We start from the raw sequence: 18,286 nt of genomic DNA on the forward strand, positions 1-18,286 counted from the left end.
ACCCTCTGCAGGGAATACGGATGCTGTCGCGGCCCATCACTTGCCCGGCGGAACCAGCAGGGTCGGAAAGGCCGAGTTTTCAGCCAGCTTCCGGGGGGTGCTGCCGACAAACCGTTCCCTCCAGGAGTCTTTGGAGGAAGTCCCCGCTATGATCATGGTTGCGTTGAATTCCCTGGCTGCATTTTCAATCTCTTGAACCGGGCTCCCAACGTACACACTGGGCGCGGCATCGATTCCATGAGAGATCAGCACGTCACAGATCTCCTCGAGTTTCTTGCGGCTCTCCTTACGCGTTCGTTGAATGGCCATGGCCGACGGCTCCTTGAGCAGCTTTGGTTCGGCCACATTGATAACGTTGACTTTTTCAACAACCTTGCCCAATTTTTTAAGGTATTCGACGGCTTGGTTGGACGTTTGGGAAAAAGAGGTGGCTAAAAGCGGCCTTTCGAAGGGCTTCTCGGCGCCGGCCTCCGGGCTTGCTTTGTATTTGTACACGAGTACCGGTGTGTCGGACCTTCTGATGATTTCAATGATGTCTGAAGGCGCGTAAAACTGTTCAAATCTCCCCTTTTTCAGATTGCCGATAACCACGAGATCGATGCCTTCGTTTTCGATGGCCATGATCACCTTCTGCACCAGCCCGCCCACAACGATGTAGGCACCGACCTCTATTCCCTGTTCGAAAAGGTTTTCCGCCCAGTTGATGAAGCGGATATTGGCCATTTCCCTCAAGCGGATCTCTTCCTTTTTCTCGTAGCCCTTGCCGCGGCGCATGGCCACTTTATCGCGCTGAATGACGTTGAGAAAAACGACATGGTTCATGGAGGCCTTTCGCAGGTCCATCAACGATTCCAGTGCATCGAACCACAGATCTTCGAATTTTGTAACGAACAGGACTTTTTCAATATTCATTGGGTTGCAACCCTTTTACGTATGTCTTGGGCGATTGAAAAAATCACAGGCCGCCTGACGGCATTTTACGAATTCAGCCTGACGTCGGGCCACAAACATCAATCGAGAAATTTTTTTATGGCGGCTGTCAACACTTCCGGTTCGACCGGTTTTTCCAGGTAGACTTCCGGTTCCGGAACGACGTCTCCGCCGAATTCGGTCAGGGCTTTCTGAGACCGCAAAAAAGTTTTCTGGGCGATGCCTGAAAGTATAATGACGTTGATATCCTTGAAGGCCGCGTCGGTTTTGAGTTCACGGTAAAACCGAATGCCACTTTGCCTGGGCATCAGCACATCGAGAATGACCAGGTCGGGCTTTTCTTCCTTCAGTCTTTTCAGTCCTTCCTCACCATTGGCCGCTTCAATGGGAATAAAGCCGTTTTCTTCCACAACGGTGGTGTTGAACAGTCTCACATCGGGGTCGTCGTCGACGACAAGCACTTTTTTCTGGCTCATTGAACGTCCTCCTAAGGGCGGCCTAAACTGAGCGTTTCAACTGACGGCCTCAATTTAGGTACTGGCGTGATGTCCCGGGGCGAGAGGCATCATTTTTGTGTCGGTTCATTCCCTTGCGTCAGCGATTCGTTGCCTTTTCGTCAACCAAAAAGGGCAGCCTGATGGTGAAAGTGGTACCCTCCCCTACGGTTGACCTGACGTCTATTTCACCTTGATTCTCTTCGATAAGCTTATGGGTCACGAGCAGCCCCAAACCGGTGCCCTTGGCTCCCTTGGTGCTGAAAAATGAAGAAAACAGTTTTTCCTTGACCTCTTCGTCCATGCCGCAACCGTTGTCTTCCACTTCAAGGACGACGAAGCGTTCCTCAAGTCTAGTGCGGACATGAACCGTATGTTTTTTATCGATGCTATCGTCGAAAATACAGGCGTCGATCGCATTCCCGACTAGGTTCAGCAAGGCCCGGTGCACGGTGGTCGGATCTAAAATTACCTCACCGATCTGATCGGAAAAGTTTTTTACGATCTCGATTTCATAATCCTGGGCGTTTCCCCGGACAAGTTCGCAGACATCGTCGGCGATCTCACTGGGATTGCACGGTTTATATTCAGGCTCTCTTTCCTTGGAATATGAAAGCAGGTCCATGACCAGCTCCGAGGTCTGATCTATGTTGCGCTTTATCATATCCCATCCATTTTTTAACTTATCGACGTTATTTTTGTCAATGCCGATGTCTACGAGGTAGCGCCCACCCTTGAAGCCGTTCAGTATATTTTTTATGCCGTGGGCCATGCCGGCAACCGTCTGGCCCACCGCCGCCAGGCGTTCGGCATTGAGCAGCTCCCTCTGCAGATTTTTGATTTCCCGAATGTCCTGGAAAAAAGCCACGCTGCCCATCATCCGGCCTTTTTCGAACAGCGGCGCACAGGAGAAGTTGACCGGGATCATTTCTCCTTTTTTCGATTGTATCAGCGCCTCCTTCCAAGTGGTAAGTTCTGCCAGCCGCCTGTTTTCCACCTTTTCCTGGATGGACGTGATGAATGCTTCCGGAAGGAGGTCCCGGGCATCCATGGCGCCGACAACATCGTCAGCCGCAAAGCCAAACAGCCTTTGGGCTTCGGGGTTGTACATCACGATATTCCAGTCGGCATCCGTGGCGACAATACCATTGTTGGAGCTGTGGATCAGCTTGGCCTGGAAATTGGCCCTGCGTTTGATCTCTTCCTGAAGCGTGGCGTTCTCCATGGCCACGCCAATACGGTTGCCGGTCAGTTCGAGGATCTGTTTTTCACCCGTGTGGAACTGGCTGGAATTCCTGCTGCCGGCCCGAATGACGCCGATGGCCTTGTTTTCTTTGCCCACTAGCGGGATGTAAACCAGAGAATTCAGACCAGCCGCTTTCAAGTGCTCGATTTCGGCGTCCGTCTGGTCGTCCAGATTTTCAAAAAGTGCCAGTTTCCCGGAGCGCCCTACCTGAGAAATGCAGCTGATGCCGCTTTCCCCGTTTTCCAGATCGTCAATGCTGCAGACGGCATCCGGGGAGCCGAAACTGTACTTCAGCTGATAGGTGCCGTCCGCTTCCAGGGAAAAAACACAAATGACATCGAAGGCGAAAATGTTGGTTATCTCCTTCAGGGCTTCTTCAATTCTTCCCTGGAGGTCCAGGGGGGCGCTGAGGGTCGAATAAATGGAGCAGAGGGTGGCGAGTTCCTGGGTGTGCCGGGCCTGCTCCTGTTCGGCATGCTTCTCCTCGGTTTTGTCCCAAAGCGTTTCGATGGCACCCACCACGGTGCCGTCCGGATCGGTCAGAGGCGCGGCCGTGAAGAACAGCCACTTGCCTTCATCGCCCATGTGTTCGAAAAACTCCTCGGCTTCATAGGCACCCCGGATCAGGTCCGATTTTTTCCAACGGGTGCTGTAGTAGCGCCAGACCTCTTCTTCATTGACGCCATCGAGAACCAGGTCCGCCATGACAGGCCTTTCCTGAAGCCGGAAGGGCTTCCACTGCTTCCTGGTTCCCACCATCTCTTCAGCGGAAAACCCGGTCAGCTTTTCGCATGCCCGGTTCCAGTGGGTCACCTTGTGGTCTCTATCGATGACGAAGGTAGGGATGGTGCTGCCCTGGATGATCTGGGCCATGGCTTCTTTACTGGCCAGAAGCGCTTTGGTCTGCTGGGACAATTCCCGGTTGTGGCGGTCCAGCTCGAACTGCGCATTTTTTTCCTCGCTTTTGTCCCAGAGCGTTTCGATGGCACCGATGATTTCCCCTTCAGGGGAGCGGATCGGTGCGGCCGTAAAAAAACACCACCTGCCGTTTTCCCCCAGGTGGGGAAAGAAGATTTCGGCCTCATAGGCACCGTCGATCAGGGCCGACTTTCGCCATTTCGAACCGTACAGGTTTTTTATCTCACGTTCATCGGTCTGGTCCAAGATGACGTCGGCCATTGCCGGCCGTTCGCTGTCCCAGAACGGCATCCACTGCTTATTGGTTCCCACCATCTCCTCGCCGCGGCACCCGGTCAGGTTTTCCAGGGCTTTGTTCCAGTGAATGATGGTGTGTGTTTTGTCGATGACGAAGGTAGGGATGGTGCTGCCCTGGATGATCTGGGCCATGATTTCATGGCTGGCGGCCAGTTCCCTGGCTTTTTCCTTCAGTTCGATGTTGTGGCGCTCGCGTTCTTCCTGGGCGCGTTTTTCTGCGGTCTTATCCCATAGGGTTTCGATGGCGCCGATCACCAGTCCTTCTGCATTCTTTATGGGCGCTGCCGTAAAGAAAAGCCACTTGCCGTTCTCCCCCAGGTGGTCGAAGTACTCTTCCGCTTCGAATGCGCCTTGAATCAGTTCCGACCGATTCCATTTGGCCCCGTAATACCGCCACACCTCTTCTTCGCTGACGCCGTCGAGAATGAGATCGGCCATGATGGGCCGCTTTTCCGGCCTGAACGGTTTCCAGTGCTGTCGGGTACCGATAATTTCGGTGGCCGGATAGCCGGTGAGTTTTTCGCAGGCGCGGTTCCAGTGCGTCACGGTGTGCGATTTGTTGATGACGAAGGTGGGAATGGTACTTCCCTGCACGATCTGCGCAAGGGCTCTTTCGCCGGCCAGAATTTCCTTGCGGTTGATCAGCGTGTAGGTGTCCTTGCGCCTGGAGGTTTCGACGATGAAGGTGTAGAATTCGTCGAAGAGCGCTTCTATTTTTGAAAAGTCATCCCTGTGCTGTTGCAGTTTTTCGAAAATGTCCCGCTTTTTATTCTTGACGTGCAGGCGGTCGAGCAGTGCGCGGGCCTCGAAAAAGTCAATGAATTGGACACTGGCCGGTTTGCTGCGTTTTATTTCCTCGCCAACGGCAATGTCTTTGGTCAGTTCGACGATCAGGCGAAGGCCTTCCAACCGGTACAGCTCCTTGTAGTCGCTGGTGGTGAAAATGCCGTTTTTCTTTGCATAGAGCCGTCCCACGGCATATGGATTGGGGTCGGCGACGCCAAGTACCTGGGTTCCATTGCCGCCATTTTCGCTGTCGAAAAGTGCTTCTAAAAGGGCCTTGCAGAATCTTCCCCCGCCGACAATGGCGATATTGATATTTTTCAAGATGGAAGTCATGTTGCCCTTTTTACCATAAAAAGAAAACAAGTGTTACCAATATAAAAGAGGGTATCAGAAAAACCAATGAATATTTCAGGATGTAGCCGAAAAAGCTGGGCATGGGGGTGCCGGCTTCTTCCGCGATGGATCGAACCATGAAGTTGGGTGCATTGCCGATGTAGCTGCAGGCACCGAAGAAAACGGACCCGGCTGAAATTGCCTGTAGATATATGGCCTTATCGGTCATAAGCAGGGGCACGGCCTGGGCTTCGGTCAATTCCGAGTAGAAGCTTCCCAGGGCGGTATTGAAAAAGGTAAGGTATGTGGGCGCATTGTCCAGGAAGCTGGAAAGCGCACCGGTTACCCAGAAATAGTGCCAGGGCTTTTCAACCGCACCGATCAGAAACCCGAGGGCGCCGTGGGAGCCCGCCTTGAGAATCAGCAGGCAGGGTATCATGGTGATGAAAATGCCGATGAAAAGGTAGGCGACTTCAACAATGGGAAACCAGGTAAAGTCGTTGTCGTCGCGGAGCCGGGAGGGGGTGGCCAAGAGCGAAGCGATTCCCAGAAAAACCAGCAGGCCGTCTCGAACCCAATCCTGAATCGCCCTGTGGATTCCCAGGGTGGAGATTTCCCCCCAGTCCACCATACCGCTCATGAGTACGGATCCGACAACGCCTGCCAGCAGGATGAAGTTGTATACCCCTTCCAGTTTGAGCGGTTGCTTTTCCCCCGTTTCATCGGGATGAGGAGCGCCTTCTTTGCGGTAGAAATAGGTGTCGAGCAGGAAATAGATTATCAGTAACAGTACCGTCACCAGCAGCATGTGGGGCAGGATTTTGAAGGTCCAGAAAAAGGTAACGCCATGGAGGAAGCCCAGAAATAGCGGGGGATCCCCCAAGGGTGTCAGCGATCCACCGATGTTTGCTATCAGAAAAATGAAAAAAACCACCATGAAGGTACGGCTTTTGCGGTAGCTGTTGGCCCTTAAGAACGGGCGAATCATCAGCATGGCGGCCCCGGTGGTGCCCATCCAGGAAGCCAGCAGCGTTCCCAAGAGGAGCATGGCCGTGTTGACGACCGGCTTTCCGCGTAGTGTGCCTTTCAGAAGAATTCCGCCCGAAACCGTGTAGAGGGACCACAGCAGTATGATAAAGGGAACGTAATCGGCGAGGACAATGTGCAGAATTTCATAAGCCGCCCCGCCCCTGAAGGCGATCAGAAAGGGGATGCCCATGGAAGCCGCCCAGAATGCGGATATCTTGCCGAAATGATGATGCCAGAAATTGGGCAGAAGCAGAGGCATCAGGGCGATGGAGAGCAGCATGCAGGCGAAGGGGATACAGCTCCACAAGGGAAGGCGTTCCCCCAGGTTGGCATGCCCTTCTTTTTCGTGGCCGCTACCGGAGGGCGTGAGTCCGGCAGGGTCCTGGCTGTGCGTATCTGTTGATGCTTCCGACGAGTGCCCTTGCGCGTGGGAGCGTGTTGCTGAACCGAGAACCAGAAATGAGATCAGGGATAAACAGATGGTTGCAAACGCCGCACACCGTATCAGAGGTCTCATGAGCGAGTTTCCTTTTACCTGCGCTATTAATGGGAAATACACCTCCAAAAAAGCATATTCGCTTTGAAGTTTCAATAATTATATGAATATTGGTCATTAAAAGATTTGTTATTAATTTATGAACATACGTTGCGACCGCTGTTTTTGATTGCAGGGGGTCTTCGCAAACCGGGCGTTGCGGGTGATTTCGCGTGTCGGTCCTGGCCGCGGGAAAATTTACTGGCATCACCGAATTAACCGTTGCAATATTCTTCTGATGTGTTATCAGGGAAAACTGTTCAAAATCCGGTAAAGCTAATATCGTAAATCCGGCAAGATCTCATGTTCTTCAACTATAAAAAGAACAGGGTATGGGCCGAAAACCTGTCCATCGTCATGCAGATCGGGCTGACCATGGCAGGGTGTATCTGTTTTTGCTTTTTTATCGGTCTCTATCTCGATCGCTGGCTGGGCACCCGGGGTATCCTGACGGTTGTGTTCATTTTGCTCGGAGTGGCGGGGGGCGCCAATGTCGTCTACCGGCAAATTATACATGTTACGAAAGACAGGGAATAGATGACGGCGGGAATCAGAAATACCCAGAAACGTTATGGGACGGTATCCATGATGGCGGCCGTCTTCGTGGGAATGGTCTTTATCGTTTTGGGCTATAAGCCGTTGGCCAAGGGCGTGGTCCTGGGGGGCCTATTCAGTGTGCTGAATTTCGTTCTGATCGGGGAAATTCTCCCCATCATCGTCGGAAACTCCAGGAAACGGGCCTCTTTCGTCTCCCTGGGTTCCATCCTATTGCGCTATCTGCTTATGGCCGTGCCGCTGTTTGTGGCACTGAAGCTGGAATGGATCGACTTCACCGCCACCGCCGTAGGGCTGTTCATGGTGCAGTTCATGATTTTGGGAGATCACTTGTTATCACGCTTTTTCCCGACGGGCATCAAACAAACACAGGATTAAACGTCAAGGACCATGGGTGAATTAGGCTTAATACATCAACTGATCATTCCCTTTCTGGGGCATAACATCACCATCAACCTGGAAGTCGTGGCGATGACCTGGATCGTTTTCGCTTTTCTGGTGGTGGTGGGGATCTTGTCCACCCGTAAAAGAAGCATTTTCCCCCGATCGATGCAGATGTTCGGTGAATTGTTCGTCAATCAGTTTTACGGTCTCACCGAAGATGCCCTGGACAAGGAAATGGCCAAAAAATACGGCCCCCTCATCTGCGCGCTTTTCATGTTTCTTGTACTGGCCAACTGGCTGGGTATCATCCCACATCTGGAAGAACCCACCAAGGATCTCAACACCCCACTAAGCCTCGGGCTGATGGGGTTTGTCATCGCCCACTATGCCGGTATCAAGACAAAAGGATTTAAAGCCTATGTAAAGGAATACATGGAGCCGATGTTTTTCATGGCACCCTTGAACATTATCGGGGAGCTTGCCAAGATTGTGTCCATTTCATTTCGGCTTTTCGGCAATATCATGGGCGGCTCCATCATCATACTGGTGGTTTCCCATCTGACCTACAGCATCGTCCTGCCACCCTTGCTGAACGCTTTTTTCGGTCTCTTTGTGGGCACCATACAGGCTTTCGTGTTCACCATGCTTACCGTGGTCTATATATCGGTTCAGGTCAAATAAGCTATGGAATTTGAAACTCAACTTATCATAAAAGCGGCCGCATTTACGGGTGCGGGGATTGCCATGGGACTGGGGGCCATCGGGGCCGCCATCGGCGAAGGCTATACGGCTGCCATGGCCAATGACGCCGTCTCCAGAAATCCGGAACTGTCCGGCGAAATTTTCAAAAACATGCTGGTCGGTCAAGCGGTTGCAGAGTCGGCCTCTATTTTCGCACTGGTGATTGCCATTTTGATGCTGTTTCTGGGTGTACCCCTGGACAACCTCTTGGAAGGCGCATCCATGTTCGGCGCGGGCCTCTGTATGGGTTTCGGTGCGGTTGGCTCCGGTGTCGGGTCTGGATTCCCGGGCGGACAGGCCTGTGTCGGCATTGCCAGGCAGCCGGCCGTCACATCGCGTCTGACCACCAACATGCTTATCGGGTCGGCCGTCTGCCAAACACCGGCAATTTTTTCAATGGTGGTAGCCCTGATGCTGATTTTCATGAACTTTGGCCAGCTGCCGTTGGCCCCGACCTGGGCCGCGCTGATCGGTGCAGGATTAAGCACCGGACTGGCGGCTATCGGGTCAGGATATGGCGGCGGTCTGGCTGCAGGATCAAGCTGCGAGGGTATTGCTAGGCAGCCGGAGTCGGTCGGTAATGTAACCACCGTTATGCTGGTAGGGCAGGCGGTTGCTCAGACACCGTCCATTTTTGGGTTGCTGGTCAGCTTTATCCTGCTGTTTAAAAAGTTTCCTGAATCTTCCACACTGCAGGCCGCAATGGCATTGCTGGGCGCCGGTCTGTGTATGGGATTGGGCGGCATCGGACCGGGTGTCGGCAACGGTATGGCGGCTGAGGGTGCCGTTCGATGGGTGGCCAGAAAAGTCAACAGGTCCGGTGAACTGATGCGGATCATGCTGGTGGGACAGGCGGTTTCTCAATCTACGGCTATATATGCCATGGTGATTGCGTTGGTCCTTATTTTTGTAGTTTGACAAATGGCGGTGAAAAATGCCCAATTTCGACGTTACGCGAATTTCGTTGCTATTTAAACGTACAAAACTGTACGCCTCATAACACAAAATTCGCGGTGCCTTGAACTTGAACATTTTACACCACCATGAACACAGAATTATAATATTAACTCATTAACCAGCGGCGAAGCCGCGTAAAATAAATTCGCTTCCAGCGAATTTATGGAGGTGAAAAATGGCTATTGAAGGCATTGATATTGTAAAAGCGGCAGCTTTTCTCGGAGCTGGAATTTCCATGGGTTTAGGCGCTATTGGACCCGGTGTGGGCGAAGGCATGGTTGCAGCCAAAGCATGTGAAGCGATCGGTAAAAACCCAAGGGAGGCCGGTCTTTTAACCCGAACCATGCTCGTTGGCCAGGCGGTTTCGGAATCCACCGGCATCTATTCACTGGTTATCGCGTTGCTGCTACTCTTCGTGGTCTAACGGCAATGGGCAGATCTTGTATTCAACGCCCTGAAACAACGGTGGAAAACAAGCTATGCAGATTATCAGCAATGTTGCCCTGATCAGCATTAATGAAACCCTGGTGGTTCAGCTGATCTCCTTCTTGATATTCCTCTTTGTCATCAATCGGGTCATGTTTCGCCCGTTGCGCGAATCGATGCAGGAACGGGAGCATTACATAGAGGGGATCCAGCTGGAGATTCGGGATGCGGAAAGGAAGCTGCAGAAAATCATGTTGGAAACCAGGGAGGAAGATGCCGCCGTACGCCGGGCGGGGCAGCAGGTGGCCGCCGAATTGGAAAAGCAGGCTTCCACGGAAGCGTCGGACATTATTGAGGGCGTCAGACAGCAGATCCTAGAGATGGGCGAGAAAAATCGAAAGGAGATCGATGCCCGCGTCGCCGAGGCGCGCAAAACGATCGCCGAGGAGGCGGACAAGTTGTCGTTGAGTATCATGGAAAAGGTTCTCGAGAGGAGACTGGCATCATGAAGGCTCGAAGCCGTAGCCGCATATTCGCGTTGCTGTCGCGGTTGCTGCCGCTTGTATTACTGGCAACGGCCGCCATGTTCATGATTGTGCACGGGGCCATGGCCGCGGAAGATGCCGCTGACTGGCGCCCTGCCTATGATCTTATCCTGCGCTATATCAATTTTGCCATCCTGATGTTTCTCATTTTCAAGTACGCTAGAAAGCCTTTGGTCAACTTTTTCAAGGAAAAAAGCGAGGATGTAAAAAAAGAGATCCAAGATGTGGAAAGGGAAAAGAAGGAGATCCTGGCAAAAGTCGAGGATCTTCTGAAGGCCCGCGACCACAGCAAGGAAAGACTCGAGAAACTGAAGGAGCGCATCATATCCCAGGGCAGAGCCAGCAAACAGCGCATCATCGACAGTGCCCAAGAGGAAGGCACCATTTTATTGGAAAGCGCGAAGCGGAAACTCCATAGCCAGCTGCTGTCGGCCCACGCGGACATCCGAGCGGAGATGATCGACCTAGCCATCGACATGGCCACCCGGAAACTGCCCGACCACATAGACGACCGGGACAACCAGATGATTTTAGAACACTACATGAAAAGCACCGATAGCCTCTGACGCATCACGCAGGCCACCGTCCAGCCATGCACCTCCCGCGCCCCCGGCCTCCTTGCGGCGGTTCTTCCAACTTCCGACAAATTGTCTTGACCATCTCATTGTTCTTCATTATAAATTGTACGACAGCCTCAATGCGATGCCCGTTGTGCACCGCATCCAGCCGCTCAAACCCAACCTGAAAAGGATCTTCAGGGTTGATGCAAACCAATTACAATGAAGGGGGGTAAGAATGAAAAAAGTGTTGATTGTTCTCAGTCTGCTGGCTGTAACCGTATTTTTTATTTCCGGCAGCGGCTTTGCCAAGAGCCAGGCGCTGGTCTATGGCACCACGGAAAAAGTCACCGACATGGATCCATGCAATGCCTATGACTTTCACACCTGGGAAATTTTTTACAACATCTACCAGGGCCTGATGGGCTATCCTCCGGGAGAAACCAATCTGGTTCCGGGCCTGGCGGAATCCTACACGATCAGCGACGATGGCAAGGCCTATACCTTCAACTTGAAAAAGGGCCTGAAGTTTTCGGACGGCACCCCGTTCGATTCCCAGACAGTCAAGTGGTCCATCGACCGGGTCATGCGCATCGCCGGGGATCCCTCCTGGCTGGTGACCGATTTTGTAGAGAGCGTCGAGGCCGTCGATAAATACCGCGTGAAGTTCAATTTGAAAAACCCCGTGGCCTATTTCCCCTCTCTCGTGGCCACCCCACCCTACTACCCGGTCAACCCCAATGTCTATCCGGCCGACAAAATCGTCAAAAACCCTTCCGAACTCAAGGGTGGAAAACTGGTGGGCCTCGGACCTTACCAGGCGGTTTCGTTCAAACGGGACGAGGAGATCGTTCTGGATCTCAACCCTTACTATGCGGGCGACAAACCCCTGAATGACCGGGTGGTCATCCGCTATTTCGCCGACGCCACCACCATGCGCCTGGCCCTGGAAAAGGGCGAGCTGGATTTTGCCTTCAAGTCCTTTAACCCGTCCGACATCAAAGACCTGGAAAATTCTTCCAAGATCAAAACCATCAAGGGGCAGGGCCCCTACATCCGTTATGTCTGTTTTCAGTGCGAAACCCCGCCCTTTGACGACAAGGTGGTCCGTCAGGGAATCGCCGCCGCCCTGAACAGAAAGGAAATCATCAAAAAGGTGTTTCTGGGACAGAATGCGCCGCTTTACTCCATGGTGCCAATGGGCATGTGGACCCACACCGACAGCTTCAAGTTTGCCTTCGGGGACGGCAACATCGCCAAAGCCAAGGAGCTTTTGGCCTCCAAAGGATTTAACAGCAGCAACAAGCTGAAATTCGATTTCTGGTACACGCCCAGCCATTACGGCGACACGGAAGTCGACATGGCCGCTGTCATCAAGTCCCAGCTGGAAGCAACCGGCGTCATGGAGGTGACGGTGAAGTCCGCCGAGTGGGCCACCTACAAGCAGAACTGGCACCAAAAGCTGATGCCGGTATACCTCCTGGGATGGTATCCGGATTACATCGATCCGGACAATTACACCGCCGCCTTTGCCGGCACGGCCGGATCCAAAGGCAACGGCATCTATTTTTCCAGCCCCGTATGGGACGCCTTGTTTGTGGAGGGACAGAAAAATCCCGATCCCGCCAAACGGGCCGCCGTATACGGGCAGGTACAGCAAATGTGGACCGACGAAGTCCCCACGGCCCCGATCTTTCAGGGAACGCTTTACCTGTTTTCCCAGAAAAACATAGAGGGCATCATGATTTCGCCCACGCTGCAGTTCATTTATGCACCCATCAAACGTACCGAGTAAGGGACCATCGGCCCGTGTGCCGCGGGAGCGTGTGCGGCACACGGGCCTTTTTAATGTATGAAAAATCTTCTTCGATACATCTTCACACGAACCCTTCTAACCGTTCCCATGCTCTTTATTCTCTTGAGCATCGTTTTTGTGGTGATTCGCATCATGCCTGGGGACCCGGTTTCTTCCATGCTGGGCGGCCACGCTCCCGACAGCGTCATCGAGCAGAAAAAAGAGGAGTTGGGGCTCAACAGGCCCCTGATCGTGCAGTATGGCGATTATCTACTGCAAATCTGCCGATTGGACCTCGGCAACTCCATGATTTTCAATGAACGCGTCATCGATTCCATCAAGATGAAGGTTCCGGCCACCATCGAGCTCACCTTTTTCGGCATGCTGATCACGTTGATCCTGGGGATTCTGCTGGGGGTCTATGCCGCCGACAAGCGCCGGTCCCCCCAGGATTACGCCATCCGCCTTTACGGCATCGTCATATACTGCATTCCGGTCTACTGGCTGGGGTTGATGCTGCAGATGATCTTCGGGGTCTGGTTGGACGTGTTGCCGGTGGCCGGCCGGACCGGTGCGCGCGTGTTCGTGTCGATGTTCGAAAAAACCGGGTTTTACATTCTGGACACAATCCTGGTCAGGGATTTCGAAGCCCTGAAAGATGTCCTCATCCACTTGATCCTGCCCTCGTTCACGCTTGGGCTGACCCTTTCGGGAATTTTTATTCGTTTGACGCGGGCCAACATGCTTGATGTGCTCAAAGCGGACTACATCCTGGCGGCCGAAGCCCGGGGCATCCGGCACAACCGGGTAGTGTACAAACACGCATTGCTGAACGCCTTCGTACCCATATTGACCATGATGGGCCTCCAGGTGGCTCTGCTCATGGCCGGTGCGGTGTTGACGGAAACCACTTTTTCCTGGCCGGGAATGGGGCGGCTGCTCCTGGAGCGGATCTATCTCAGAGACTACCCCACCATCCAGGGCGTCATCGTCATCTTTGCCATGATCGTCGCCCTGGTGTCGCTGGTGGTGGATATCGTCTACGCTCTGGTGGACCCGAGGGTGCGCTACTGATGGATGTGCACATGACCGGAACAGTTATCAACGGAGGATTTTAGTGAAATATTCCCCCTCGGCAGGATTGGGAAAATTGTTGTCCCGCTTTACCGGCATGGGCAAAAAGTACGGGGTGGAGTGGTGGATTCTCGTCGCCGGTGCCCTCATCATTATAGCGGTCCTTTGCATGGCCGCTTTTGCCTCCCACATTGCGCCCTTCGACCCGCACAATCAAGCCGCCGGCCCCCAGCTGGCACCGCCTGGCGGCAAGCACCTTTTGGGCACCGACAACCTGCAGCGGGACGTTTTCTCGCGCATCGTCTTCGGCTCGCGGACCATCCTGGGGGTGGCGATTCTGGCGGCCATCATCTCCTCGCTGTGCGGCATCAGCTTAGGGCTGATCTCCGGATACAGCGGCGGGTTCTTCGACAAAATGCTTTCCCTGGTCATGGATTCGATCTACTCGTTTCCGGGCCTCATCCTGGCCATCGCCTTTGCCGCCATGCTGGAACCGGGGATCATCAGCATCACCCTTGCCGTGGCGGTGATCTACATCCCGACCTATTTCCGCCTGGTTCGCGGCCAGACCCTCAGCATCAAGGAGGAGCTGTACGTCGAGGCGGCTCAAGCCATCGGCGCACCGGGCAAGACGATTTTGTGGAAATACATCTTCCCCAACGTGATCGCCACCACCGTGGTTGTCTTCACCATGAATGTCGGCGATGCTATCATGATCGAGGCGGCCCTGACCTACCTGGGACTCGGCCTGCCGCCAAGTATCGTTGATTGGGGCATGGATCTGGCCATGGGTAAGAAATTTCTGCCCTCCGGCCAGTGGTGGCTGATTACCTTTCCCGGGGTCATGATTTCGATGCTGGCCCTCGGCTTTACCATGCTGGGCGAAGGTTTGGCGGAAATTCTGAACCCCAGGCTGCTGGAGCGTTAGTTTGGAAGAACATCTGCTAGAAATAAGAAACCTCGACGTGCAGTTTCCCATTCACATCGGGACGGTGCGGGCGGTGGAGAATGTCAGCCTCTATCTGAAACAGGGCGAGGTGATGGGCCTGGTCGGAGAATCCGGGTGCGGTAAATCGACCCTGGGGTTTTCCATCCTGAGGATGCTGAGATCTCCCGGCCGCATTACTGCCGGTGAAATCAATTATCGCCAGGAAGATATCGCCGGCATGTCCGCAAGGGAGATCCTGGCCCTGCGCGGCAAAAAGATCGCCATGATATTTCAGGATCCGCTGACATCCCTGAACCCGCTGTTCAAAGTCGGAAACCAGTTTGTGGAAACCATCCAGACCCATGAAAAAAGTGTATCCAGAAAGGATGCCCTGAAGCGGGCGGGCTTAATGCTCGAACGGCTGGGGATCGCCCGGGAGCGACTGTCAGAGTACCCTCACCAGATGTCGGGAGGGATGCGGCAGCGCATCATGATCGGCATGGCTCTGATCCTGAACCCGGACCTTTTGATCGCCGATGAACCCACAACCGCCCTGGATGTTATTGTCGAGGCCCAGTTTCTGGACCTTTTGAACGAACTGCGGGCGGAGTTCAATCTGACCATTCTCCTGATTTCCCACAACCTGGGTATCGTGGCACAGATGGCCGACCGCATCACCGTGATGTATGGGGGCAGAATAGCCGAAACCGGCACCTCGATGGATGTCTTTGCCGAACCCATGCACCCCTACACCCAGGGGCTTCTGGCCTCCATTCCCAACATTCAATTGGAGCAGCCCAAGCTGACCACCATGCCCGGTGCGCCCCCGGATTTGGTGGACCCGCCGAAAGGCTGTGTGTTCAACCCGCGCTGCCCGGAGGTAATGGAGATTTGCAGGGAAAAAAGTCCCGAACTGAACAAAAAGGCCGGGCATGCCGTGGCCTGCTGGCTGTACACGTGATATCTGAAGGCCGAAGATGAAACTTTTGGACATCCAACATCTGAAAAAACACTTTCCCCTGGACACGGGGGTGTTCAACTACTTGTTCACAAAAGACAAACGCGTGGTGCGGGCGGTTGACGACGTTTCGTTCTTTATCCGCAAGGGGGAGGTTTTGGGGCTTGCGGGGGAAAGCGGTTGCGGAAAGACCACCACGGGAAGGCTGGCCTTGAGACTGCTGGAACCCACAGCAGGGCGGATTTTCTACCGGGGGGAAGCGCTGCTCGAGTACTCCCTGGAGGAGATGCGCAGGATGCGGAAAAACATGCAGATCGTTTTCCAGGATCCATTCGCCTCCTTGAACCCGCGCATGCGCATCGGCGATTCCATCGCCCACCCGCTGGCCATTCACTCCAACGGGCGGGCGCAGGAGATCCGTGACAAGACGCTGGAAATCATGGAAAAAGTAGGCCTTTCACCGTCTGCGTTTTTCTTCGACAAGTACCCGCACCAGTTGTCAGGCGGCCAGCGCCAGCGCGTGGCCATCGCCCGGGCGCTGATCACGAACCCGGATTTCGTCGTGGCCGACGAACCCATTGCCATGGCCGATGTCAGCGTGAGCGCCATGATACTGGAGCTGATGGTAAAACTGAAGGAAGAGTTCGACCTGACATACCTCTTCATCACCCACGATCTGGCCACCTGCAAATACATCTGCGACAGAATCGCCATCATGTACCTGGGCAGAATCCTGGAGATCGGCCCCCTCGAATCCGTATTCAAAAATCCGGTCCATCCCTACACGGTTTCCCTGCTGGCGGCTGTGCCGGTTCCGGACCCGAAGTTCAAACGCCGGCACGCAATCCCCAAGGGAGAGATACCCAGCGCCATCGATCCGCCGTCCGGCTGCCGCTTTCATCCGCGCTGCAATGTTGCCGTGCCGGGATGTTCCGTGGCCGTTCCGGAGCTGGTGGAGGTGGGCAGGGATCACTGGGTGGCCTGCCCGGTCAAGGCCGGAGGATGACGGCCCGGGGGGGGCGCATCGACCGGGCGTGTATGCTCAGCCGCAAAAGGGGGTAAAGAAATGAAATATTTACTGACACTGATCTTCGTGTGTTCCGCAATGATCAGCGCCGTAGGCATTGCCGCCAACGCAACGGACAAGGCCGGGAAAGCCGGCGGCGTCACCTGGGAGGTTCCCATTGCCGCCGGTGTCTGGTACCCGGGAGACGGCGAGATTCCCGAAAAGCCCATGCGCTACTACCGGGCCAGGTGTTGGCCGGGATGCCACGTTGGCAGCAGCCAGTACGGCATGTTTCCGAACACGTCCCTTTCGAACGATCGGCCGATCTTTCCAACATCGACCATCGACCGGGTGGCCGACGGGTCCCTGAAAAAGGATTAGGGGAGTTACCAGCCATGTTTCCCAAAGCAGTTTACCACTCAAGACGCAAGCGCCTGGCCGCAGACGTCGGCTCGGGCATCGTCCTTTTCCTGGGCAATGGCCAAAGCCCCATGAATTATGCGGACAACCTGTACCCTTTCCGGCAGGACAGCTCCTTTTTATATTTCTGGGGCCTGGACATGCCCGACCTTGCCGCCGCCATCGACATCGACGCATCCCGGGAGATCATATTCGGCGACGACATGACTCTGGAGGAATCGGTGTGGTCCGGCGCATCGCCGTCCCTGTCCTTTCTATGTGAAAAAACGGACGTTGCGCAGATCGAGCCGGCTGACCACCTGACGCCCTTCATCCAAAAAGCGCGCAGTTCGGGAAGGACCGTGCATATCCTGCCCCAGTACCGGGCGGACAACATCATGGCGATGTCACGGCTGCTGAACACAGCCCCGGGCGACCTGGGCGAGACCGTGTCGCCCGAGCTGATCCGCGCGGTTGTCGCCCAGCGATCCATCAAGAGTGCGGCCGAGGTCGACCAGATGGAATCGGCCCTGGACATCTCCCGCGAGATGCACATGACGGCCATGAGGATGACATCCCCCGGCATGTACGAACTGGAGGTGGTGAGCGCCATGGAGAGCATCGCCTATGCGCGGGGGGGCAGCCGCATGGCCTATCCCACGATTTTCACGGTCAGGGGAGAGATCCTGCACAACCAGTTTCACGGCAACATCATGCAGGCGGGGAATCTGGTTGTCAACGATTCGGGTGCCGAGTCCCCCATGCACTACGCCAGCGATATTACCCGCACCATCCCCGTGGGCGGCAGCTTCAGCACCCGCCAGAAAGAGATTTACCGCATCGTGCTGGCGTCTCAAGAGGCGGCCATCCAGTCCATGCGCCCCGGAACCGCTTTCAGGGACATTCACCTGCTGTCGTGCCGCGTCATAACCGAGGGACTGCAGGCGCTCGGCCTCATGAAGGGCGACGTCGACGCATCGGTGGCTGCGGGTGCCCACGCCCTGTTTCAACCGGCGGGGCTGGGACATATGATCGGGCTGGACGTTCACGACATGGAGGGTCTGGGGGAAGACCTGGTGGGCTATACGGACACCATCAAACGCAGCGACCAGTTCGGGACGCGCAACCTGCGTCTGGCCCGTCCGCTCGAGGAGGGCTTCGTGCTGACGGTGGAGCCCGGCATCTATTTCATCTCCCGGCTGATAGACAGGTGGCGCTCTGAAAACAAATTTTCCGACTTCATCGACTATGACAGGGTGGAGGCGTACAAGGGATTCGGCGGTGTGCGCATCGAGGACAATGTTCTGGTCACCCGCAGCGGCGCGCGCATTCTCGGGAAACCCATACCGAAACGCGTTGAAGAGGTCGAGGCGCTGGCATCGTCATGACAGGG

The 18,286-nt window shown here is 54.7% G+C and carries 18 protein-coding genes; 14 read left to right on the forward strand and 4 right to left on the reverse strand.

Annotated elements, in window-relative coordinates; genetic code table 11:
- Positions 1 to 36: 36 nt before the first annotated feature.
- From LJE94_04465 to LJE94_04480, 4 genes are all read right to left on the reverse strand, one after another.
- Entirely contained in the window at positions 37 to 912 is an 876-nt protein-coding gene (locus LJE94_04465; protein MCG6909361.1) for a universal stress protein, read from the reverse strand.
- A 98-nt stretch (positions 913 to 1,010) separates the two neighbouring features.
- Positions 1,011 to 1,406, reverse strand: coding sequence for a response regulator (locus LJE94_04470; protein MCG6909362.1), 396 nt, complete (start codon positions 1,404 to 1,406; stop codon positions 1,011 to 1,013).
- A 118-nt stretch (positions 1,407 to 1,524) separates the two neighbouring features.
- The gene (locus tag LJE94_04475) at positions 1,525 to 5,004 is read right to left on the reverse strand and encodes a PAS domain S-box protein (GenBank protein MCG6909363.1); all 3,480 of its coding nucleotides are present in this window, start codon (positions 5,002 to 5,004) and stop codon (positions 1,525 to 1,527) included.
- A gap of 10 nt (positions 5,005 to 5,014) precedes the next feature.
- Positions 5,015 to 6,550, reverse strand: coding sequence for a sodium:proton antiporter (locus LJE94_04480; GenBank protein MCG6909364.1), 1,536 nt, complete (start codon positions 6,548 to 6,550; stop codon positions 5,015 to 5,017).
- A gap of 321 nt (positions 6,551 to 6,871) precedes the next feature.
- Here LJE94_04480 and LJE94_04485 point away from each other — a divergent pair, with 321 nt between their 5' ends.
- The 14 genes from LJE94_04485 to LJE94_04550 all read left to right on the forward strand — a co-directional run bounded on the left by LJE94_04485 (position 6,872) and on the right by LJE94_04550 (position 18,281).
- A complete protein-coding gene (locus tag LJE94_04485) occupies positions 6,872 to 7,105 on the forward strand; it encodes an AtpZ/AtpI family protein (GenBank protein MCG6909365.1) in 234 nt (77 codons plus the stop codon).
- The gene (locus LJE94_04490) at positions 7,106 to 7,501 is read left to right on the forward strand and encodes an ATP synthase subunit I (protein MCG6909366.1); all 396 of its coding nucleotides are present in this window, start codon (positions 7,106 to 7,108) and stop codon (positions 7,499 to 7,501) included. It begins immediately after the preceding gene.
- 12 nt (positions 7,502 to 7,513) lie between these two features.
- Complete coding sequence (atpB, locus tag LJE94_04495; protein MCG6909367.1) at positions 7,514 to 8,188, forward strand: F0F1 ATP synthase subunit A; 675 nt, start codon at positions 7,514 to 7,516, stop codon at positions 8,186 to 8,188.
- Positions 8,189 to 8,191: 3 nt separating this feature from the next.
- Complete coding sequence (gene atpE, locus LJE94_04500) at positions 8,192 to 9,166, forward strand: ATP synthase F0 subunit C (protein MCG6909368.1); 975 nt, start codon at positions 8,192 to 8,194, stop codon at positions 9,164 to 9,166.
- Positions 9,167 to 9,380: 214 nt separating this feature from the next.
- Positions 9,381 to 9,629 carry an ATP synthase F0 subunit C gene (gene atpE / locus LJE94_04505; protein ID MCG6909369.1) on the forward strand — a complete coding sequence of 83 codons (249 nt, stop codon included), beginning with the start codon at positions 9,381 to 9,383 and terminating at the stop codon, positions 9,627 to 9,629.
- A gap of 55 nt (positions 9,630 to 9,684) precedes the next feature.
- Entirely contained in the window at positions 9,685 to 10,140 is a 456-nt protein-coding gene (locus tag LJE94_04510; protein MCG6909370.1) for a hypothetical protein, read from the forward strand.
- Entirely contained in the window at positions 10,137 to 10,742 is a 606-nt protein-coding gene (locus LJE94_04515; protein MCG6909371.1) for an ATP synthase F0 subunit B, read from the forward strand. The genes LJE94_04510 and LJE94_04515 overlap by 4 nt, the downstream gene beginning before the upstream one ends.
- Before the next feature lie 229 nt (positions 10,743 to 10,971).
- Entirely contained in the window at positions 10,972 to 12,528 is a 1,557-nt protein-coding gene (locus tag LJE94_04520; GenBank protein ID MCG6909372.1) for an ABC transporter substrate-binding protein, read from the forward strand.
- Between the two features lie 57 nt (positions 12,529 to 12,585).
- Positions 12,586 to 13,602 (forward strand): ABC transporter permease, encoded by a 1,017-nt coding sequence (locus tag LJE94_04525; GenBank protein ID MCG6909373.1) that lies wholly within the window; start codon positions 12,586 to 12,588, stop codon positions 13,600 to 13,602.
- Positions 13,603 to 13,645: 43 nt separating this feature from the next.
- Positions 13,646 to 14,530 carry an ABC transporter permease gene (locus LJE94_04530; protein ID MCG6909374.1) on the forward strand — a complete coding sequence of 295 codons (885 nt, stop codon included), beginning with the start codon at positions 13,646 to 13,648 and terminating at the stop codon, positions 14,528 to 14,530.
- A gap of 1 nt (position 14,531) precedes the next feature.
- Positions 14,532 to 15,491, forward strand: a complete 960-nt coding sequence (locus tag LJE94_04535; protein ID MCG6909375.1) for an ABC transporter ATP-binding protein — start codon at positions 14,532 to 14,534, stop codon at positions 15,489 to 15,491.
- Positions 15,492 to 15,507: 16 nt separating this feature from the next.
- Positions 15,508 to 16,494, forward strand: a complete 987-nt coding sequence (locus tag LJE94_04540; protein MCG6909376.1) for an ABC transporter ATP-binding protein — start codon at positions 15,508 to 15,510, stop codon at positions 16,492 to 16,494.
- Between the two features lie 60 nt (positions 16,495 to 16,554).
- Complete coding sequence (locus tag LJE94_04545) at positions 16,555 to 16,875, forward strand: hypothetical protein (protein ID MCG6909377.1); 321 nt, start codon at positions 16,555 to 16,557, stop codon at positions 16,873 to 16,875.
- Positions 16,876 to 16,889: 14 nt separating this feature from the next.
- On the forward strand, positions 16,890 to 18,281 hold the full coding sequence (locus tag LJE94_04550; GenBank protein ID MCG6909378.1) for an aminopeptidase P family protein: 1,392 nt from the start codon (positions 16,890 to 16,892) through the stop codon (positions 18,279 to 18,281).
- Positions 18,282 to 18,286 lie beyond the last annotated feature (5 nt).

This window comes from Deltaproteobacteria bacterium, from assembly GCA_022340465.1.
Classification (GTDB): Bacteria; Desulfobacterota; Desulfobacteria; order Desulfobacterales; family B30-G6; genus JAJDNW01.